The organism is Planctomycetota bacterium (assembly GCA_035384565.1).
Taxonomy (GTDB): domain Bacteria; phylum Planctomycetota; class PUPC01; order DSUN01; family DSUN01; genus DAOOIT01.
Window position 1 is genome coordinate 38,248 of the sequence record DAOOIT010000043.1, and the last position, 18,421, is coordinate 56,668.

Sequence of the window (18,421 nt, forward strand, 5' to 3'; positions counted from 1 at the left end):
GGGATGGGGTCCATGGTGTCTCGCTTCGTCCCAGTGTCCCTTGGGTCTCTTCCCCCTCATGGGCGGCGCGGGGTCTGGCAGTTGCGCCGCTGCTCGGAATCGGTATACTGCATGCGGGAGTTGACGCGGGATTCGCCTATGGTTCATCGCATCGAGGTCGGTTATCGGCACGGGGTGCGGGACGCGCACGGCGAGGGCGTGGCGGAGAGCATCCGCACGTTCCTCGGCCTGCCGGTCGAAACGGTGCAGACGCGCACCGTCTACAAGGTGCACGCCGACCTGACGCCGGCCGAGGTGGAGGCCGTGCGCCGCGAGTTCACGGACCCCGTGATCGAGCGCTCGGCGGTGGGTCGGCTCGATGCTCCGCCTTTCCACTGGATGCTCACGGTGGGCTACAAGCCGGGCGTGACCGACAACGTCGGCCGCACGTCGAAGACGGCCATCGAGGACATCCTGGGCCGCCGCTTGCCCGACGCCGACGCGGTGTACACCGAGCGGCAGTTCCTGCTCACCGGCGCCGAGCTGGGGCGGGACGACGTGCGCCGCATCGGCACCGGGCTGCTGGCTAACGAGCTGATCGAGACGATCACGGTGCAGAGCCTCGAGGAGTGGCGGGCGGCCGAGCCCGACCTCTCGATCCCCGTCGTCGAAGGCGAACAGCGCCCGACGGTGCGCGAGTACAACCTCCGGGTCTCCGACGCCGAGTTGATGCGGATCAGTTCCGAGGGCATCCTGTCGTGCTCGCTGGAGGAGATGCACGCGATCCGCGACTATTTCGCCGACCCGGCCCGACAGGCCGAGCGGCGGCGCTACGGCCTCGGGCCGAACCCCACCGACGCCGAACTGGAGATGATCGCGCAGACCTGGAGCGAGCACTGCAAGCACAAGATCTTCAATGCCGAGATCGAGTACGTGGAGGATGGCCAGGTCTCGCGGATTGATTCGCTGTTCAAGAGCTACATCCGCCGAGCCACGGAGGACCTGCGCGACCAGTGCCCCTGGCTCCTCAGCGTGTTCCACGACAACGCCGGCGTCATCGCCTTCAACGACCAGTGGAGCCTCGCCTACAAGGTCGAGACCCACAACAGCCCGTCGGCGCTCGACCCCTACGGCGGCGCCATCACGGGCATCGTGGGCGTGAACCGCGACCCGTTCGGCACTGGGAAGGGGGCGCAGCTTCAGATCAACGTGTGGGGCTACTGCCTCGGCTCGCCCTTCTTCGAGGGCGAGTTGCCCGAGGGCCTGCTGCACCCGCGCCGCATCCGCGACGGCGTGCACAAGGGCGTGATTGACGGCGGCAACCAGAGCGGCATCCCCTACGCCCGTGGTTGGGAGATCTTCGACGAGCGCTACCTCGGCAAGCCGCTGGTCTACTGCGGCACCGTGGGCATCCTGCCCCGCACCCTTCACGGCCAGCCCTCCGAGCACAAGAAGGCCAACCCCGGCGACCTCATCGTGATGGCCGGCGGCCGTATCGGCAAGGACGGCATCCACGGCGCCACCTTCTCGTCCGAGGAGCTCCGCAAGGAGTCGCCCGCCCAGGCCGTGCAGATCGGCGACCCGATCACGCAGAAGAAGATGACCGACTTCCTGCTCGAGGCCCGCGACCTGGGCCTCTACACGTGCATCACCGACAACGGGGCAGGAGGGCTCTCGTCCAGCATCGGCGAAATGTCCACGTCGGCCGGCGGCGCGGAACTCGACCTGGCCGCCGCCCCGCTGAAGTACCAGGGCCTGGACCCGTGGGAGATTCTGCTCTCCGAGGCCCAGGAGCGCATGAGCTTGGCCGTGCCGCCGCCGCACATCGCGGCGTTCCTCGACCTGGCCCGCCGCCGCGAGGTCGAAGCCACCGTGCTCGGGCGCTTCACCGACTCGGGCAAGTTCCACGTCCGCTACGGCGACCGCACGGTGGCGCTGGTGGACCTCGAGTTCCTCCACAGCGGCCTGCCCAAGATGCGCCTGAAGGCCGTGTGGACGCCGCCCCGGCCGCCCGAGCCGCACCTGGCCTCGGCCCCCCCCGTCGCGGTGGCGCTGCCCGACCTGCTCGCCGAGTTGAACCTGTGCTCCCTCGAGAAGAAGAGCCGCCAGTACGATCACGAGGTCAAGGGACTCACCGTCGTCAAGCCCTTCGTCGGCCTCTACAACGACGCGCCGTCCGACGCCTCGGTCTTCCTCGCCGACTACGACGGCGTCGAGGGCATCGTGCTCACCGAGGGGATCAACCCGCACTACTCGGACGTGGATACGTACCACATGGTCGGGGCCATCATGGACCTGGCGCTCCGCCGCGCCGTGGCGACGGGCGCGCGGCTCGACCACATGGCCGGCCTCGACAACTTCTGCTGGCCCGACCCCGTGCAGAGCGCCAAGACGCCCGACGGCCACTACAAGCTCGCACAACTCGTCCGCGCCAACAGGGCCCTCTACGACTACGCCACCGCTTTCGGCGTGCCCCTCATCAGCGGCAAGGACTCGATGAAGAACGACTCGACGCGCGGCGGGGTCAAGATCTCCATCCCGCCCACGCTGCTGTTCTCTGTCATCGCCAAGATGGACGACGTGCGGAAGGCGGTGACGATGGACGCGAAGTGCGCGGGCGACCTGGTCTACGCGGTGGGCGAGACGAAGGCCGAGCTGGGCGGGAGCGAGTACGCCCGCTACCTGGGCCGTCTGGACGGCCACCCCGAGCGGATCGGCGCCAGCGTGCCCCGCGTCTGCGCCTCGGTAGCCAAGGCCACCCTGGCGGCGATGGCGCAGGCCATCGAAAAGGGCCTCGTGCACTCGGCCCACGCGCCCGGCAAGGGCGGGCTAGGCGTGGGCCTGGCCAAGGTGGCCTTCGCCGGCGAGCTGGGCATGGCCATTGACCTGCGGCGCGTGCCCGCCCTTCGCGTGGACCGTGACGATGTGCTGCTATTCTCGGAATCCAGCAGCCGCTTCCTCGTCACCGTGGCGCCCGCCGACCGGGCGGCCTTCGAGGAGACGCTAGGCGGCCTGCCCTGCGCCTGCATCGGCGAGACGACCGACGAGCCGCACCTGCGCCTCGTCGGCCTCGACGGCGCGCCCGTCCTCGACGCCAGCGTGATTGACCTGAAAGCGAGGTGGAAGGCCACCTTCGAAGGAATCTGAAGCGGATGAATGGATGAATGCAGGAGAAGAGCAGGGGTGCTCTTCATCCATCCAACCATCCAACCATCCACCCATCCATTCATCCTCTCCCGGGTAACCACGGGGCCTGCGATGGCACAGGGAACGGTCAGATATGCCAAGTGACGTGAGAGCCTTGATCATCACCGGCTTCGGCCTCAACTGCGAGGCCGAGACCGCCCACGCCTTCCGCCTGGCCGGCGCGATGCCCGAGCGGGTGCACCTCAACGACCTGCTCGACGGCCGTCGCTCGCTCGAGGAGTTCCACATCCTGGCCGTCATCGGCGGCTTCTCGTTCGGCGACCACATCGCCAGCGGGCGCGTGCTGGCCAACCGCCTCAAGCACCGCCTCGACGAACCGCTCCAGCGCTTCATCGCCGACGGCAAGCTCATCATCGGCATCTGCAACGGCTTCCAGACCATCGCCAAGCTCGGCATCCTGCCCGGCTTCGACGGCGACTATCGCCGCCAGACGGTGACCCTGACGCACAACGACTGCGGGGTGTTCCGCGACGCCTGGGTGCGGCTGCGCATCGAGCCCGACTCGCCGTGCGTCTTCACCCGCGGCCTCGAGCGGCTGGAGGTGCCCGTGCGCCACGGCGAAGGCAAGTTCGTGCCACTCGACGACAAGGTGCTCGAGCGCATCGAGCGCGAGCGCCTCGTGGTCTGCCGCTACGCCGACCCCGAGACCGGCGAGCCCACCGTGCGCTTCCCGCACAACCCCAACGGCTCGGTCGCCGCCATTGCCGGCCTGTGCGACCCGAGCGGCCGCATCTTCGGCCTCATGCCGCACCCCGAGGCGCACCTGTTCCCGTGGAATCACCCGCACTGGATGCGGCATGCGATCGCCGGCGCCCTGCCCGCCGAGGGCCAGGGCGTGGCCGTCTTCCGCAACGCGGTCGCCTTCGCCCGAGCGACGCTGCTCTGAGCCGCCGGCTCCGCCCGGGGCCGGGGCCAAGTGCCGCTCCCCAGAGAAGGGGGCGCGCTCGGGCAGGGCTCGGGTGAGGGGCCCGGGCATTCGGCCTGCTGTCGCGTCAGGGCGTGGCAGGGCGGAGGAAGGCGCGCAGGAACGCCGTTTCCTGCGGGTCGTACGGCGTGCCGTCGCGGCGGAAGAGGTCGTGGTGCCACACCGGCGGGTCGGGGTCGCCCTTCTTCGAGCCCCAGGGCAGATGCGTCTGGGTCTTGCCGTTCACCAGGCCCCAATTGTAGCAGGCGATCTTCTCGTGCTGGAAGAAGGGCAGATGGGACTTCGGCAGGCTGCCCATGCTGCGCGCCAGCCACTCGGTGCACAGGAGGGGCCGCCCGTGGGCCTTCAGCCCCGCCACCAGGCCCTTCACGGCGTCCAGGTTGCCGTAGCTGTGGAAGCTCGCGACGTCGGAGAGCTCGACCTGCGCGGCGTTGTAGTCCCGGAGGCCGCCGTTCCACACGCCGATGGTGAGGGGCTGGGTGGGCTTGGCCTTCCGCGCCCAGGCGAAGCACGCGCGCACCAGCGGCAGGCTCTTGCCGCCCATGCCCGAGTTGCCAGGCTCATTGTAGAGGTCCCACACGACGATCCGCTCGTCGCGGGCGAAGTGCCCGACGATATCGGCCACGTACCGCTCCAGGTCGGGCCAGGCCTTCTCGTCGGCTACGCGCTCGTGGCCGGGGCTGGGGGTCCAACCGGAGTTGTGGACGCCTGGCACCGGGTCGTCCTGCTTGCCGAGATAGGGCTGCTTGTTCGCAAAGGCGCAGTCGTCGAAGAGCACGGGCATGGTCGAGAGGCCGCGCTTGGCGGCGATGCCGACGAACTGGTCGAGCCGCTTCAGCGTGCCCTCGGGGTCGCGCTGCCAGACGAGGTATTGCACGAAGACGCGGGTGGAGTTGAAGCCGAGGCCCTGGGCCAGCGCCAGCTCGCGGTCAATCAGGGCGGCGTCGAAGGTCTCGGCCTGCCACATTTCGGTGGTGTTGACGGCGTTGCTGGGCACGTAGTTGCAGCCGACGAGCCACGGTTGCCGGGCATGCCAGGCATTCGCCTGCTCGGCGCTCCATCGCCTTGGGGCCTCTCCCGTCGCCACCGCCGCAACCGCCAGGACGGCGAGCGGGCAGGAGAGCACACAGGTCACCATCTCGTGTCACTCCTGGGGGCTAGCCTTGGCAAGTCCCTCGGCCACCGCCGCCTCACGGAGGCGCGGGTCCGAGGTCGAGATTCGGACGGTCACCCCGGACTCCTGGGCCAAGAGCTTCGCGGAGGCCAAGTGTATCGCATCCATGCCGCGAAGGCTGTGGGTACCACAGAGGTCTCCCGCGAGTTCTACGATTCGTTGTGTGACCTCGACGACAATGTAGTCCTTCCACGCAATGGCCAAACTGGAATTGGCTTTGCGGTGGTCCTCCGGGGAAAGGTAGCCGTCGCGCTGCTTCCGCGCGAACGCGCTGCGGACCCCGGCATAGGCAATGCGGGAACTGGCCAGCTCATCAGCGGCCCCCGCCAGCCGCTTCGTCGCTGCGCTGTCGGACTCCTGGAGGAAGAGCTTGACCATATCGCTGCTATCGAGGTGGAGAGTCACTCGCGATCCTCGACGATGATCTCGGATGCAGGCTTGCCTCCGACCGGGATCGGGTGTTCCAGCCCCTTGGGCTTCCCGCCGCTCCAGCTCACAAGCCCTCTCTTGATCAGCGGCTCGAGCTTCCTGCGGAGTTCTGCCTCCGCGGACGGAACGACACGGGCGAACGGGCGACCGCGATCCGTCAGTTCCACGTCCTCGCCCTCGCGCACCTTGCGCGCGTAGTAACCGAGCCTGTTCTTGAACTCTCGCAGCCATGCCCTCACCATTGGGGTCACCTCCACAGTGGGCTTGTACCTACATTGTGCCGTGCTTGTGGCTACAATGCAAGCATCTGGGGGGGACCGGGCAGTTCAGGCGGATCAGGCGAACCGGTCCGTGAAGCGCCCCTCAGCCGCCCTGTTCGCCGAGCCGCGCGATGTGCGGCAGGTCACGGTAGCGGCCTGCGTGGTCGAGGCCGTAGCCCACGACGAACACGTCGGGCACCTCGAAGCCGCAGTAGTCAATCGCCACCTCGACCCGCCGCCGGCTGGGCTTGTCGAGGAGCACGCAGGTGCGCACGGACCGCGGCCCCGCCGCCTCGACGGCCCCCCGCACCGCGGCCAGGGTGCGGCCCGTGTCCGCAATGTCGTCCACGATCAGCACGTCGCGGCCCTTCAGGTCGAGCGGCTCGAAGCCGTTCATCACGACCCGGCCGCTCGACATGGTGCCGTCGCCGTAGCTCGACGCCTCGATGAGTTCCATAGTCGTCTCGCCATCGAGGTGCCTCAGCAGGTCGTTCACGAAGACGGCGGCGCCGTGCAGGATGGCGAGCACGGTGAGCGGCCCGTCGGGGCCGTCGCGGCGGATGTCGGCGGCCAACTCGGCCACGCGGCGGGCGATCTGGTCGGCCGTGAACAGCACTTCGCCAGGGCTCATCGGCTACGGGAACCTCCTGGCGATGAGGGCCACGCGATCGGGGACGCCCCGGAACGGCCCAGCCCCGCGTTTGCGCTCGTCAAACAGGGCGAAGGGGTGGCGAGCCAGGGCATCGCGCCGCGTGGGGCCTGTGGCGTCGCAGAGGGCTGCTTCCCTGAGGAGCAGCTTCGCAAAGGGCGTGCGCGTCGAGATGGGGGCGAACAACTCATGCCCGCGCACGGCCTTGCCTCCTTTGGGCCGTGATTGGCATTGACTCTTGCCAATTGGCGCTGTAGAATGGCAGCAGACAAGGAGATGACACCATGGCAACCACCAAGGTGGACCATTTCGGCCGCGTGGTCATCCCAAAGCCGATCCGCGATGACCTCGGCCTTGACGCCGGCACAGAACTCGCTGTGGAGAAGAACGGGGACACGGTTACGTTGCGGCCTACTGACCATTCGCCACGCCTGAAGCGTAAGGGCCACGTTCTGGTGTTCGCCGGGGGCAGAGCCACCGGAGACATGACGGATATCATCCGCAAGGTGCGTGAAGAGCGCGACCGGATGGTCTGGGGCCTGGACGAGCCGTGAACTATCTCTTCGACTCCTCGGTTCTTGTCGCCGGCCTCGTTGAGATCCATCCTCATCACGCTCGCGCACAGCCCTGGCTGGACAGGATGGGCGCCGGCGAGATCACAGTGTTCGTGACCGCTCACGCTCTGGCCGAGACGTATTCTGGGCTGACGAACCTGCCCATCACTCCCAGGGTCCAGCCACATCTGGCGTGGGAGCTGATCCGCGACACTGCGGCGCAGGCGCGCGTCGTTCCCATCACGGCGGCGGACTACCAGCGGACCATGCAGCGTGTGGCTCAGAGGGGGCTGGCCGGCGGGATCGTCTACGACGCCCTCATCGCCACCGTGGCGGCAAGACTCAATGTGGACGGGCTGGTCACGTTCAACGTGAGGCACTTCCAGCGCGTCTGGCCCGAGGGCCACGACCGCATCCTCGCGCCGTGAGGCCAGCCGCTCACGCCCGTGTTCTCCCGCCCTCGCCCTCTCACTCATACGCCCCCAGTTCCTTCGCCAGTTCGACGATGCGGCGGAAGTTCTCGAGGCTGACGGATGACGGCACCGAGTGGTCGCTGGAGAAGATGTAGCCGCCGCCCTGCTTGAGCACGGGCACCACACGGCGCATCTCGGCCGCGATGGCGTCGAAGTCGTCCCACAACACCGCGTTCACGCCGCCGTGGAGCAGCAGCTTGTCGCCATACTGCTTCTTGATGGCGAGGGGGTCCATGCCCGCCTTCACCTCGAGGGGGTTCAGGCCGTCGAGGCCCATCTCGATGAAGTCGGGCAGGAAGGGATTCACGTCGCCGCACGAGTGGAGGATGGCGGGGATGCCTTTGGCGTGCGCCCACTCGATGGCGCGGCGGTGCACGGGCTTGACCAGTTCGCGGTACATCTTCGGCGAGAAGAACTGGTGGCCCTTGTAGCCCATGTCGTCGGGCCAGCGGATGGCGTGGAAGCGGTAGCCCTCGTCCCACACCTTCTGGAACAGCGCGAGGTCGAGGTCCAGCATCGTGTGAAAGATGTCCACCACCCACTCGGGGTCGGTGGCGAGGGCCATGAGCACGCGCTCGGTGCCGACGAACCAGGAGTGGGTGACGTCGAAGCCGAACCAGAAGCCGGCCTCGATCCAGTAGCCTTGCCGCTCCCAGAGGGGGTAATGCTCTCGCAGGTGGTCCCAGTTCACGCGGTCGAGGGTGGGCAGCATGCGCTCCTTGGCCTTGCGCCACGAGTCGGCGTCCACCACCGTGTGGGCGAGGAACTCGGGGGTCGAGGCGGCGTGCTTCCAGGTGCGCTGGGTGGCGCCCCAGTTGGTGGTGTAGACCGAGTAGGTGTCGGTCTCCTCGAGCGTCTTGCGGGGGAAGCGGGGGCTGTTGTCCACGCCGATGCCCACGGTCTTGTCGAGGCCGAAGAAGTCCACGTAGGACGTGCCTTTGGGCATGCCCTCGGCTTGCCAGCGTTCGATGGTGGCGCCCCACGGCCCGTCAATGATGGGCACGCGGTCGGCCTCGCGGTGGTCGAACATGCGCTGGAAGCGCTCGCGGGAGGTCATTGGCTCAGCCATGCGGAGTCTCCTTTCGGATGGCAGGAGCATACGCGACGGGGAGGGACGCGTCAAGGGGTGACGCGCTCTGGCTCGGGCTCTTCGACGGGGCCGGGCAGGCGCCGGGCGGCGCCGCGGGCCGAGCCGCCGGCCTTGAGGTAGTGGCGGTACTTCAGCTCGTCGCCGGCCACGGTCACCTCGATGTCGTCCCACCAGGCGTCCACGCCGCCCTCGCTCTTGACGAGGACTTTGCCGACGTAGTACCCGCCGCTGACGCGGCGCAGGCGCACGTTCTCCTCGCCGATGCGGAAGCCGTAGAGCTTCCTGTCGGGAGCAAGGGCCACCACGCGGCCGAGGTAGCGGTCGTCCTTGCGCTCGTAGCGGGTCGTGTCGCCGTTCGCCGCGCGCCACACGCCGCCGATGTCGCCGGGGTCTTCGGCCTTGGCCTTGGGCGGGCGCCGTTCGCCTTCGCTCGTCAGCCGCCGGGCGACAGAGGTCGTCTTGCCCTTCTCGGCCGCTCGCACGCTGGTGAAAGTGTCGCCCTGGACCGTGATCTCGATCTCGCCGGCGGCTTCGGCCTTGCCGTTGTCCTCGCGGCGCATCTCGACGCTGCCCTTGTAGACGCCCGGCCCGGTGCGCTCGACGCGGATCGTCTCGCGTCGCTCCTCGGCGCCAAGCAGGGTGCCTACGTAGCCCTTGCCCTCGCGCTGGAAGAAGAGAATCGCGCCCGCGCCGTCGGCCCAGGCGCCGGCGAGGTCGAGGTTCGGCGCCTCGGGCTCGGCCCCGAGTGCGGCCAGGGAGACGATGAGGGCGATGGCTGGCTTCATGGCAGCATGGTCAACGGATTCTGACGGTTCTGAAGCGGGAAGGCGACGGGCCGGCCGAGGCGATGGGACTCGAAGACGGCGACGATCATCTCGGTGGCGGTTCGCACCTCGGCGAGGTGGCATTCGGGCTGGCGGTCGCCCTCGACGGCCGCGAGGAGGTCTTTGACCGCCGCCACGTTGCCGGCGTCCAGGCCCCCGCCCTGGAGCGGCTCGGGCTTGTCTACGCCGGCCGACGTGACGGGCAGCCACTTCTTGCCCGTGCGGCCCGGCGACCAGGACGGGTCGGGCAGGAGATACACGTCGCCGGGGTAGCCCGGATAGAGCTCGAGGATGCCCTTCGAGCCGAACACCTGCACGCCGAACCGGGTGGGCTCGCCGCCCGCCTTGCGCACGGAGTCGAACGTGGCCGTGGCGCCGCTGGCCAGGCGGTAGGTGGCATGCACCTCGTCGCCGGCGAGCGGGCCGATGCCTTCGGCGCCGTCCTTCACGTCCGCCTTGCTGATCGGGCGGCCGCCCTGGAGCACGGTGGCGAAGCACGATTTCGGTTCGCCGCCGAGCACGAGGATGAGGTCGAGCACGTGGCTGCCGAGGACCCACAGGTCCTCCCCTCCCCCCCGAGCGTCCTCTTTGCCGCGGCCGCGGAGCTCGAGCACCTGGCCGAGCGCGCCCGAGCGGAGGAGTTCGCGGACGACGGGCAGCCGCGGGCTGTAGCGGGTCTGGTGGGCGACGGCGAGTTTCGCGCCGTGCCTTTCGCAGGCGGCGGCCATCTCGTCGGCCTCGGCCAGCGTGCGGCACAGCGGCTTCTCGAGGTAGATGCCCCGCACGCCGCGTTCGGCGGCGGCCACGACCATGTCGCGGTGCTGGTCAAGCCAGCGGGGGCCGATGCTCACGAGGTCGGGCTTCTCCCTGTCGAGCAGCTCGCGGTAATCGGCGTAGCCTTTCGGCGCGTTCAGGCGCTTGACCGCCGCGGCCAGGCCCTTCTCATCGGCATCGGCCACGGCCACCACCTGCGTGCCCGGCACCTCGCGCCACACGGTGTCGAGGCCGTGCCCATAGTTGCCTCGGCCCGTGTGGCCGATGACGCCGACGCGGTACGTCGCCTTCGGCGCTTCGGCCGCGAGACTCCGCCGCGTCGCGGCCACGGACAGGGCCGCCGCGCCCATCACGAACGTGCGCCGGTTCATTGCGGCTTCCTAGCCATGCAGGCAGTGCAGCATGTCGAGCGTGAGGGCGTGCTGGCGCGGCCGGCCGCGCAGGAACGCCTCGAAGTCGTCCACCAGCATCGTCACGATGCGCACAACCGACTCCATCGGGGCGCCCGCGCGATGCGGCGTGAGCCAGGCGTTGGGCAGGGTCCGCAGCGGCGAGTCCTTCTCCAGCGGCTCCTTTTCGAAGACGTCGAGCGCCGCGAAGAGATCGCCCTTGCGCAGCCGCTGCTCGAGGGCCTGCATGTCCACGAGCCAGGCGCGGCCGACATTCACGAGCAAGGCATTCCTCTGGAGAGCCGCAATCTCCTTCTTCCCCAGCAGATGGTGCGTGCCGGCGTTGTTGGCGGCGCACAGCACGACGATCTCGGACTCGCGGCACAGTTCCATCAGGCCGACGAGCCTGGCGCCGAAGCGCTTTGCCACCGCTTTCGGCAGGAAGGGGTCGTAGGTTCGCAGTGCGACGTGGAAGGGCGCGAGCAGCTCGGCCAGGCGCTGGCCGATGCCGCCGAAGCCCACGATACCGACGGCGCGCCCCGTGAGCTGGCGCTCGGTCGGGTCAATGTCGAGCGGGAAGTTGCTCACCCAGTGCTCGGTGCCGGCTCGCATGGCCGCGTGGTAGTCGCTGAGCCTGCGGAGGCCCGAGAGCGTGAGGGCGAGGGCCATCTCGGCCACGGCGGGCGACCAGCCGCGGCGCGCCTCGGAGACGGCGAGGCCGTGCTCCAGCTCGGCCCGCGCCCCGGCCTGATTCAGGTTCAGGTGGCCGGCGAATCGCAGGCGGGGCGCCCGGGCCAGCAGCTCGGGCGTGAGCGTGGGCCAGCCCCACATGATCACCGCGTCGGCCCAGGCCAGGTCGCGCGCGATCTCCTCGGCCTGATTGTGCGAGCGCTGGCGCAGGGTGGCCAGCCTGCGCAATCGGGCGAACACGCCCTTGAGCTGCGGGCACTGGAAGAAGCCGGGGGGCAGGTTCACCAGCAGGCGGCACTTCTGGCGTCGGGCCATCGCAGATTCTCCAAGGCGGAGGAAACCGATCCGTCACGTCCTGCCCGCAGGATAGGCGAAAGCCGCCGTCGCGTCAAGCCCGGCCCGCGGATACAGCGGCAGAGCGGCCACCACCTTCCGCGGCGCCACGATCCGCCATTGAAATGCCCGGCCCGCGGTGTATAATGAAGTGTGCGCCCAGGAGGCGATGGAGGCATCGGGTATGCTGCTCGAATACGTGCAGGCCGCGCTTCGCCACGCGAAGTACGAGATTCTCCCTGACGACGGCACCTACTACGGCGAGATCCCCGAGTGCCAGGGGGCCTACGCCTGTGCGGCAACCCTCGAGGGCTGCCGCGAGCAGTTGCGCGAGGTCATCGAGGAATGGGTCCTTTTCCGAGTCCACAAGAACCTCCCCCTGCCCGTGATTGACGGCATCGAGTTGGCGATCAAGGACGTAGCCTGATGCCTCCCCTCGGGCCGGTCAAGCGGCGGGACCTCATCCGCTTCTTGCGACAGCTCGGGTTCGACGGCCCCTACTCGGGCGGCAGGCACCAGTTCATGGCCAAAGGCGAGCTCACCCTATTCATCCCCAACCCACACCAGGGAGACATTGGTGTGGGACTCCTGGCGAGGGTTCTGCGCCAGGCGGGGATAGACAGGGCCGTGTGGGAGAAGCTCTGAGCCGGGGCTCAATCGGCCAGCGGCTTGACGCGGATGTTCTTGTAGTAGGTCTTGCTCTTCGGGTCGTGGGCCTGGAGGCAGAAGGTGCCGCTCGACGGCTTGCGCGGCGCGTCGTCGGGGAAGGTGTACTCGTTCACCACCTGGTCGTTGACCTTGATGACGACCTGCATCCCCTTGACGATGATGTGATAGGTCCACCACTCGTCGTCCTTCACGGGCGAGACGTTCATCACGTTCTTGATGTTGTACAGGCTGCCCGTCTTCTTCGGGTCGCCGTGGGTCTGGTTCACCTGGCACTCGAAGCCCTTGCTGGGCCAGCCGTTGGGCTGGAACTCGGTGTGGAAGTAGACGCCCGAGTTGGCGCCCGGTTTGGTCATGATGTCGAGCTTCAGCTCGAAGTTCTTGAAGTTGTGCTTCTGCACATCGCCGTCGTAGTAGAGGTGGCTGCGCCCGTCCTCCACGCAGATCATCCCGTCGCGGACGCTGAACGAGCTGGCCTTCTCGCTCGCCTTCCAGCCGTCGAGGCTCTTGCCGTCGAAGAGGCTGATCCAGCCGTCCTCCTCGCCCGCAAAGGCCCCGCTCACCAGCACCAGCACGCCCGCCAGCACGCCCATCCACTTCATCGCCGTCACTCCGAGGGTTGGGGTCGGTCGCCACGAACGCCAAGAGTATACTCGCCGAGGCCCCTGCCCGCAAGCCGGGGAGCCGCAAGGCCGTTCTGACGTTGACTCGCGCCGCGCATCCCTGTAGAATACCCGATCAAGCGTCAGCGTAATCCCACCGGGTTCCTGTAAGGAGGATGCGATGAAGGGCAACGCAAAGGTCTTGGAGTGGCTCAACAAGCTGCTGGCCGACGAGCTGACGGCGATCAGCCAGTACATGGTCCACGCCGAGATGGCGGAGAACTGGGGCTATGGGAAGCTCGGCGGGCACTTCCAGAAGCGCGCGATTGACGAGATGAAGCACGCCGAGAAGCTGATCGGCCGCATCCTGTTCCTCGAAGGCAAGCCGGTCGTCAGCCAGCTCAACGAGATGCACATCGGCGCCGAAGTGCCCAAGATGCTCGCCAACGACAAGGGCGCCGAGATGGGCGCCGTCAAGTCCTACAACGAGGCCATCGCCCTCTGCGCCGAGGTCCGCGACAACGCAACCAAGGAGATGCTCGACGGCATCCTCAACGACGAGGACCGCCACATTGACGAGATCGAGGAGCGCCTCGACCAGATCGAGCAGATGACCCTTCCCATCTTCCTGACCACCCAGGTCGGCTGAAATGTCGTGAGACGCCTGCTGCCGGCAATCGCCGCACTCGGGCTCTACACCCTCGGGGCGGAAGCGGGGCCGGACGACTGGCCCCGCTTCCGCGGCCCGAACGGCACGGGCATCAGCGACGCCAAGACCATCCCCGCCACGTGGACCGACCAGGACTATAACTGGAAGGTCACGCTCCCCGGCACTGGCCACTCGTCGCCTGTCGTGTGGGCCAACCGCCTCTTCGTCACCTGCGGCGACGCCAAGACGGCCACGCGGATTCTCCTCTGCCTCGAGGCCGCCACGGGCAAGACCCTCTGGCAGCGCGACTTCGCAGGAAAACCCTACCGCCAGCACGGCGACAACGCTTACGCCTCGGCCAGCCCCGCCGCCGACGCCGACGGCGTGGTCGTATCGCTCTCCACGCCCGACGAAGTGGCCCTCGCCGCCTTCGACAACGAGGGCAAGGACGCCTGGCGCCGCGGCCTCGGCCCCTGGGTGGGCAACCACGGCACCGGCGTATCGCCCATCATCGCCGGCGACCTCGTCATCCTCGCCAACGAGCAGGAGGACCCCAAGCTCATCCCCAGCATGTACGGCCCCAACCCCACCACCCCGGCCGGCAAGAGCTTCGTCGTCGCCCTCGACCGCAAGACGGGCGAAACCCGCTGGCAGACCGAGCGCACGACCAAGATCTCCCCCTACTCCACCCCCTGCATCGCCCCCTCGCCCGACGGACGCCCCGAACTTGTGCTGTCGAGCAACGCCCACGGCATCTCGGCCCTCGACCTCGCCACGGGCAAGCCCGCCTGGGAGTTCGGCAACGTGTTCAAAGACCGCTGCGTGGCCTCGCCCGTCATCGCCGCGCCCGCCAGCGCCGACGCCTTGCCCCTGGCCATCGCCAGCTACGGGGCGGGCACGTCGGGCGCCCTCATGGTCGCCGTGCGCGCGGGCCGGCCCGCGAAGGGCATCGAGCCAACCCTCGCCTGGCAGCTCAAAGGCCCCGTGCCCCTCGTCCCCACGCCCGTCGTCAAGGGCGACCGCATCTTCCTCTGGCACGACAACGGCACGGTCGCCTGTCACAACGTCGAGACGGGCGAGCAGGTCTGGCGCGACAAGGTGCCCGGCGCCTTCTACGGCTCGCCCGTGTGGGTGGACGGCCGCCTCTACTGCATCTCGAAGGCCGGCGACGTGTTCGTCGTCGCCGCGGGCGACAAGTTCGAGCTGCTCGCCCGCGTGCCGCTCGGCGAGCCCAGCTTCGCCACGCCCGCCGTCGCCAACGGCGTCCTGTACCTCCGCACCCGCACCCAGCTCTTCTCCCTCGGCGGCAGGAAGCCCTGAGGCAGACGTCTCTCCCCAATTGCCGATTCTCGGCCTTCCGGCCAAGTCTCGCACAGAGTCCGTAGTGTCTCCAACTCGAGAATCGGCGATTCGCCTCGTTCCGGCTCAGAGTCGCACAGAGTCGCCAGAGTCGCCCACTTCGCGCGGGGGGCATGGAAACTGGGACACTAGGAAACTAGGGACAGTCACCGATTTGCACGGACGCTCCGGAAACTAGGGACAGTCACCGATTTGGGAAACTAGGGACAGTCACCGATTTGCAGGGACGCCCTCCGGACGCTCCAGCGTCCAGAAGCAAGCCGCTGCCCCGGTGCCCCTGGAGGGGCACAGGCCCCCCGAGTCGCATTGCCATGGGCACCTGTGCAACCAGCAATGGGCTCTGTCATGCCGAGCGAAGTCGAGCCACTTATCTCAGGCGTCAGGACCAGAGAGATTCCTCGACTTCGCTGCGCTCCGCTCGGAATGACCCCACGGAGACCCTATCGCTGCCAGAGTCTCTGCGGAAGGCCCCGGAACACTGAAGCATGCGGTGCGGCATGCCATGCGGCCATGCGGCGCCAGGCAAGAATGGCGAATGGTGTGACTGGCGTGAAGCTGAGGATCGGCTTCGAGTTAGAATGGAGCCTTCTGCACGCATGCCCATGCAGACATTAGTATGTCAAGGACGAGTAAGCACAGCAGGTGGGCCTCCAGCCAAAGAATGCGCCCTGTCCACTCGTGGTCGTGGAACTCGACTTCCCGTTGTGGGTCGTAGAGAATGCGGAAGTTCCCATGCGCAAGGGCATTGCGAATGTGCCTGTACGGAGCGTCTTTCCGATTGAGCTCGGCACAGAGTCCGCCCTCCGTCGAATCAGCCGGCAGGATGCCTGCAAGACGCCCAAGCACCGTTTCCCGCGGGTACACGAGGCAGAGGTACATGCTACACAGCAGCCATGCCTCTGCTACGGCCGCAAACGTCCTATCGTCGACCCATGGCCTCGCGCTGCGGACGGCGCGTTCAAGCACGCCCATGGCAGTCGCGGCGGTCATCAATTCTTCGAGCGGGATATCATCGCAGGCGTGTGGCCGAATGTCCTCGAACAACCTCGGGTGCCAAGACTCGGAGAGGCTGCGGAGCCATGGGGCACAGCGCCCGCTCCCTTTGCAGTGCTCGCGCAAGTCGATAATCCCGCTCTTGTACCACGGAACGTCTGCCACAGGAGTCTCCTAGCCAAATAGTAGCCAAATAGGGACAGTCACCTATTTTAAGTTGGCGCGCGGCCTCCCGACCGGCAAGGCTCGCAACCGCCGGCCCAGCGCGGCCTCGAGCCTGCCCAGAAAGGCGTCCGAACCCAGCGGGCGGCCCCGCCGCGTGCGGAAGCGCAAGCCGAGCAACTCCTCCTCCGCAGGGTCGCTTCGGAGAAGTTCGCGCCACTCGGCGGCGCTCCAGCGCTCGCGCCAGGCCGCCAGGTCGAGCAAGCCGCTGGGGTCGCCCGCCTCGCCCACGTGGGCCGCGGCGCTGGACCACGGGTAGCGCCACGCCAGCCGCACCATCCGCGCACGGACCGGGTTCCGCTCCGCGTAGCGCACCGCCGCCGCCAGGTGCGCCTCGTCGAGCGGGCACGAGTGGAAGCGGTTCTGCCACAGGTGCCCGCAGCGGCCGTGCAGGCGGTTGACGGCCTGGGCGTAGACGAAGTCCGTCCGCCCCACGGCCCTGGCAAGCGAATCCTCCGCCTCGGGCACGGCGACGAGGTGGACGTGGTTGGTCATCAGGCAGTAGCCGAGGACCCGCAGGCCGAACTCGCGGGCGTGCCGGGCCAGGAGGGCCAGGTAAGCGGCCCGATCGTCATCGGTGAAGAACACGTCCTGGCGGTTGTTCCCGCGCTGGGTCACGTGGTGGGCCAGGCCGGGGATGACAATGCGGGCAATGCGTGGCATGGCCATAGCATGCCACGCGAGTGGACGACTGTCAATCCGCGGCGCAGGAACAGGAATAGGTGACTGTCCCCATTATCCCACAAGGCGGATGAGTGTAGAGCGGACGGTGTCCTGGCAGATAGCGCCCAAGGGGCCGGAGCCGACAGGGTGCACGTCGCCGTTGACTTGCGCTTCGCCGTGGCGAAGTAACGGGTCACTCTGTGTTCTCACCTCTGACCCAGGCGCGCACGGCATCCTGGTGGGTCTCAAACCACTCTTGGATGATCTGGCTTGCGTGCTCAACGTTCCGACCATCGGTCCACCATGCCTCTTGGGTGTTGCGGTCGTTCTTCCACCATGCGTCCTCGAACTCCTTGGGGAGACCGAAGCCATGGCGACCGGAGAAGTGCCTAAGGTATCCATATAGTTCCGCCCTCAGCGATGGTGGCGTCTCGCCTGCGCGCAAGAGGGCCATGCACTCTTCAACGACGTCCTGGCGCAAGGCGTCCAGAATGCTGAGCGCCACGACTCGGTGTTGTGTCGGGCGGCTCGTATCGCATAGGGCCCGCAGCCAGGTGGCCCTCCCCGTACTGGGATCCCCAGCGAGCACTGCGCGGCGGCGAAGAGCCAGATCACGGAGTTTGGAATCAACCCCCCTCCGAAGACGAGCCGGCTCCTGGTTGCCTGTGAAAACCCGCCAAAGGACGAGAAAGAAGCTTCTTATGAAGCGTTGCTTCCTCAATTCGGGTCCGTCTTCCAGTTTCCACATCTCGTAGGTACACAGCCCTTCGCACGCCACCTCCCTCACTTTGATGTTCTCATTAGGGTCAGCAAGGCGCTCTAGGAACAGCGGGGCGGTGAAGTGTGGGTTCATACACAACAGCCGCGCCCTGTACGACGCATCCAAGGGATCGGACCCGCCGGCGTCCTCTTCAGAAGGGTTGCGGCCCCATTCCGTTCCCGATTTTCGCAGACAGGCAGCGTAGTGCTCGAATTCCGTTGACGGCCAGAGCCTGAATCGGATCTTGTTCAAGCAACTGCAGCCAAAGATGCAGGCCACTGCCAAGGCGAGAGCGATGATTGCGCATGCCGCTAGCAGGCGGCGCCGCGCTGGAACCGCGAGAAGGCCGGAGCGGTTCCCTCCGCTCCGGGTCGGAATCCTAACCACCGGTCACCTCCTAAACACCCAGAAGGGGGACCAGTTGCTCTTGAGGCCGCGGTTGTCCACGGCGCGGACGCGAATCGCGTATAGCCTTCCCAGCACGAGTTTCTGGGGCTGCGGTTTCCCTGCGTCGAGCGCGGCGAGTTGCACCTCAGATGCCTGGACGTCTCCCTCGCTCACGATTTGAGTCGTGTCCACGTAGTAATACTGGTCCCAGCCCTTGGCCTTCTGGTATCGATCTATGGGTCCCTTGACAGGGAAGACCTGATACCGATAGAGGTTCACATTGTCATTTGGGTCCGGATCGGCGGCTGCTGGCCATGTCGCGCTCAGGTAATCTTGGCGCGAAGTGGGGAGTTAAAGGGCGGACTAATAC

General features: G+C 67.5%; 22 protein-coding genes. 8 read left to right on the forward strand and 14 right to left on the reverse strand.

Translation table 11 applies throughout. The features are described from left to right. Positions 1 to 138: 138 nt before the first annotated feature. Positions 139 to 3,126 carry an AIR synthase-related protein gene (locus PLE19_15875; protein HPD16432.1) on the forward strand — a complete coding sequence of 996 codons (2,988 nt, stop codon included), beginning with the start codon at positions 139 to 141 and terminating at the stop codon, positions 3,124 to 3,126. A 133-nt stretch (positions 3,127 to 3,259) separates the two neighbouring features. After that, positions 3,260 to 4,072 (forward strand): phosphoribosylformylglycinamidine synthase subunit PurQ, encoded by an 813-nt coding sequence (locus PLE19_15880; protein HPD16433.1) that lies wholly within the window; start codon positions 3,260 to 3,262, stop codon positions 4,070 to 4,072. Positions 4,073 to 4,178: 106 nt separating this feature from the next. Here the strand turns inward: PLE19_15880 and PLE19_15885 are convergent, their stop codons facing one another. From PLE19_15885 to PLE19_15905, 5 genes are all read right to left on the reverse strand, one after another. Continuing rightward, entirely contained in the window at positions 4,179 to 5,249 is a 1,071-nt protein-coding gene (locus PLE19_15885; GenBank protein ID HPD16434.1) for a cellulase family glycosylhydrolase, read from the reverse strand. Positions 5,250 to 5,255: 6 nt separating this feature from the next. Continuing rightward, on the reverse strand, positions 5,256 to 5,690 hold the full coding sequence (locus PLE19_15890; GenBank protein HPD16435.1) for a type II toxin-antitoxin system VapC family toxin: 435 nt from the start codon (positions 5,688 to 5,690) through the stop codon (positions 5,256 to 5,258). After that, on the reverse strand, positions 5,687 to 5,956 hold the full coding sequence (locus PLE19_15895) for a type II toxin-antitoxin system prevent-host-death family antitoxin (protein HPD16436.1): 270 nt from the start codon (positions 5,954 to 5,956) through the stop codon (positions 5,687 to 5,689). The genes PLE19_15890 and PLE19_15895 overlap by 4 nt, the downstream gene beginning before the upstream one ends. Positions 5,957 to 6,077: 121 nt before the next feature. Then, a complete protein-coding gene (gene hpt / locus PLE19_15900) occupies positions 6,078 to 6,605 on the reverse strand; it encodes a hypoxanthine phosphoribosyltransferase (GenBank protein ID HPD16437.1) in 528 nt (175 codons plus the stop codon). 3 nt (positions 6,606 to 6,608) lie between these two features. Next, on the reverse strand, positions 6,609 to 6,824 hold the full coding sequence (locus PLE19_15905) for a hypothetical protein (GenBank protein HPD16438.1): 216 nt from the start codon (positions 6,822 to 6,824) through the stop codon (positions 6,609 to 6,611). 83 nt (positions 6,825 to 6,907) lie between these two features. Here PLE19_15905 and PLE19_15910 point away from each other — a divergent pair, with 83 nt between their 5' ends. Both PLE19_15910 and PLE19_15915 read left to right on the forward strand, forming a co-directional pair. Beyond that, a complete protein-coding gene (locus PLE19_15910) occupies positions 6,908 to 7,177 on the forward strand; it encodes an AbrB/MazE/SpoVT family DNA-binding domain-containing protein (protein HPD16439.1) in 270 nt (89 codons plus the stop codon). Then, positions 7,174 to 7,605 carry a PIN domain-containing protein gene (locus tag PLE19_15915; protein ID HPD16440.1) on the forward strand — a complete coding sequence of 144 codons (432 nt, stop codon included), beginning with the start codon at positions 7,174 to 7,176 and terminating at the stop codon, positions 7,603 to 7,605. Before PLE19_15910 ends, PLE19_15915 begins: the two co-directional genes overlap by 4 nt. A 40-nt stretch (positions 7,606 to 7,645) precedes the next feature. Here PLE19_15915 and PLE19_15920 read toward each other — a convergent pair whose 3' ends face one another. Genes PLE19_15920 through PLE19_15935 form a run of 4 tightly spaced genes read right to left on the reverse strand, consistent with a single transcriptional unit; the run spans position 7,646 to position 11,732 of the window. Next, positions 7,646 to 8,719, reverse strand: a complete 1,074-nt coding sequence (locus PLE19_15920) for a uroporphyrinogen decarboxylase family protein (GenBank protein ID HPD16441.1) — start codon at positions 8,717 to 8,719, stop codon at positions 7,646 to 7,648. A 50-nt stretch (positions 8,720 to 8,769) separates the two neighbouring features. Further along, positions 8,770 to 9,525 (reverse strand): hypothetical protein, encoded by a 756-nt coding sequence (locus tag PLE19_15925; GenBank protein HPD16442.1) that lies wholly within the window; start codon positions 9,523 to 9,525, stop codon positions 8,770 to 8,772. Further along, positions 9,522 to 10,709 carry a Gfo/Idh/MocA family oxidoreductase gene (locus PLE19_15930; GenBank protein ID HPD16443.1) on the reverse strand — a complete coding sequence of 396 codons (1,188 nt, stop codon included), beginning with the start codon at positions 10,707 to 10,709 and terminating at the stop codon, positions 9,522 to 9,524. Before PLE19_15930 ends, PLE19_15925 begins: the two co-directional genes overlap by 4 nt. A 9-nt stretch (positions 10,710 to 10,718) precedes the next feature. After that, complete coding sequence (locus PLE19_15935) at positions 10,719 to 11,732, reverse strand: NAD(P)-dependent oxidoreductase (GenBank protein ID HPD16444.1); 1,014 nt, start codon at positions 11,730 to 11,732, stop codon at positions 10,719 to 10,721. Positions 11,733 to 11,934: 202 nt separating this feature from the next. On the opposite strand from PLE19_15935, the gene PLE19_15940 reads away from it, so the two are divergent. After that, entirely contained in the window at positions 11,935 to 12,177 is a 243-nt protein-coding gene (locus tag PLE19_15940; GenBank protein ID HPD16445.1) for a type II toxin-antitoxin system HicB family antitoxin, read from the forward strand. After that, positions 12,177 to 12,395 (forward strand): type II toxin-antitoxin system HicA family toxin, encoded by a 219-nt coding sequence (locus PLE19_15945; GenBank protein ID HPD16446.1) that lies wholly within the window; start codon positions 12,177 to 12,179, stop codon positions 12,393 to 12,395. The genes PLE19_15940 and PLE19_15945 overlap by 1 nt, the downstream gene beginning before the upstream one ends. A gap of 8 nt (positions 12,396 to 12,403) precedes the next feature. On the opposite strand, the gene PLE19_15950 is transcribed toward PLE19_15945, so the two are convergent. After that, positions 12,404 to 13,018 carry a DUF1080 domain-containing protein gene (locus PLE19_15950; protein HPD16447.1) on the reverse strand — a complete coding sequence of 205 codons (615 nt, stop codon included), beginning with the start codon at positions 13,016 to 13,018 and terminating at the stop codon, positions 12,404 to 12,406. Between the two features lie 181 nt (positions 13,019 to 13,199). On the opposite strand from PLE19_15950, the gene bfr reads away from it, so the two are divergent. Next, positions 13,200 to 13,667: a bacterioferritin gene (gene bfr / locus PLE19_15955; protein HPD16448.1), complete on the forward strand. Its 468-nt coding sequence runs from the start codon at positions 13,200 to 13,202 to the stop codon at positions 13,665 to 13,667. Between the two features lie 6 nt (positions 13,668 to 13,673). Beyond that, complete coding sequence (locus PLE19_15960) at positions 13,674 to 14,987, forward strand: PQQ-binding-like beta-propeller repeat protein (protein ID HPD16449.1); 1,314 nt, start codon at positions 13,674 to 13,676, stop codon at positions 14,985 to 14,987. Positions 14,988 to 15,599: 612 nt separating this feature from the next. Here the strand turns inward: PLE19_15960 and PLE19_15965 are convergent. The 4 genes from PLE19_15965 to PLE19_15980 all read right to left on the reverse strand — a co-directional run bounded on the left by PLE19_15965 (position 15,600) and on the right by PLE19_15980 (position 18,225). Continuing rightward, complete coding sequence (locus PLE19_15965) at positions 15,600 to 16,184, reverse strand: hypothetical protein (protein HPD16450.1); 585 nt, start codon at positions 16,182 to 16,184, stop codon at positions 15,600 to 15,602. 42 nt (positions 16,185 to 16,226) lie between these two features. Next, on the reverse strand, positions 16,227 to 16,904 hold the full coding sequence (locus PLE19_15970) for a transposase (protein ID HPD16451.1): 678 nt from the start codon (positions 16,902 to 16,904) through the stop codon (positions 16,227 to 16,229). A gap of 193 nt (positions 16,905 to 17,097) precedes the next feature. Beyond that, positions 17,098 to 18,051 carry a hypothetical protein gene (locus PLE19_15975; protein HPD16452.1) on the reverse strand — a complete coding sequence of 318 codons (954 nt, stop codon included), beginning with the start codon at positions 18,049 to 18,051 and terminating at the stop codon, positions 17,098 to 17,100. Positions 18,052 to 18,054: 3 nt separating this feature from the next. After that, entirely contained in the window at positions 18,055 to 18,225 is a 171-nt protein-coding gene (locus PLE19_15980) for a hypothetical protein (protein HPD16453.1), read from the reverse strand. Between the last annotated feature and the right edge of the window lie 196 nt (positions 18,226 to 18,421).

Excerpts from the sequence above, each read along its gene's own strand:
- PLE19_15895 (HPD16436.1), bottom strand. The coding sequence starts at position 5,956 with ATGGTGAGGGCATGGCTGCGAGAGTTCAAGAACAGGCTCGGTTACTAC.
- PLE19_15945 (HPD16446.1), top strand. The coding sequence starts at position 12,177 with ATGCCTCCCCTCGGGCCGGTCAAGCGGCGGGACCTCATCCGCTTCTTG.
- PLE19_15930 (HPD16443.1), bottom strand. The coding sequence starts at position 10,709 with ATGAACCGGCGCACGTTCGTGATGGGCGCGGCGGCCCTGTCCGTGGCC.
- bfr (HPD16448.1), top strand. The coding sequence starts at position 13,200 with ATGAAGGGCAACGCAAAGGTCTTGGAGTGGCTCAACAAGCTGCTGGCC.
- PLE19_15875 (HPD16432.1), top strand. The coding sequence starts at position 139 with ATGGTTCATCGCATCGAGGTCGGTTATCGGCACGGGGTGCGGGACGCG.
- PLE19_15950 (HPD16447.1), bottom strand. The coding sequence starts at position 13,018 with ATGAAGTGGATGGGCGTGCTGGCGGGCGTGCTGGTGCTGGTGAGCGGG.
- PLE19_15910 (HPD16439.1), top strand. The coding sequence starts at position 6,908 with ATGGCAACCACCAAGGTGGACCATTTCGGCCGCGTGGTCATCCCAAAG.
- PLE19_15920 (HPD16441.1), bottom strand. The coding sequence starts at position 8,719 with ATGGCTGAGCCAATGACCTCCCGCGAGCGCTTCCAGCGCATGTTCGAC.
- PLE19_15940 (HPD16445.1), top strand. The coding sequence starts at position 11,935 with ATGCTGCTCGAATACGTGCAGGCCGCGCTTCGCCACGCGAAGTACGAG.
- hpt (HPD16437.1), bottom strand. The coding sequence starts at position 6,605 with ATGAGCCCTGGCGAAGTGCTGTTCACGGCCGACCAGATCGCCCGCCGC.
- PLE19_15935 (HPD16444.1), bottom strand. The coding sequence starts at position 11,732 with ATGGCCCGACGCCAGAAGTGCCGCCTGCTGGTGAACCTGCCCCCCGGC.
- PLE19_15880 (HPD16433.1), top strand. The coding sequence starts at position 3,260 with ATGCCAAGTGACGTGAGAGCCTTGATCATCACCGGCTTCGGCCTCAAC.
- PLE19_15925 (HPD16442.1), bottom strand. The coding sequence starts at position 9,525 with ATGAAGCCAGCCATCGCCCTCATCGTCTCCCTGGCCGCACTCGGGGCC.
- PLE19_15885 (HPD16434.1), bottom strand. The coding sequence starts at position 5,249 with ATGGTGACCTGTGTGCTCTCCTGCCCGCTCGCCGTCCTGGCGGTTGCG.
- PLE19_15970 (HPD16451.1), bottom strand. The coding sequence starts at position 16,904 with ATGCCACGCATTGCCCGCATTGTCATCCCCGGCCTGGCCCACCACGTG.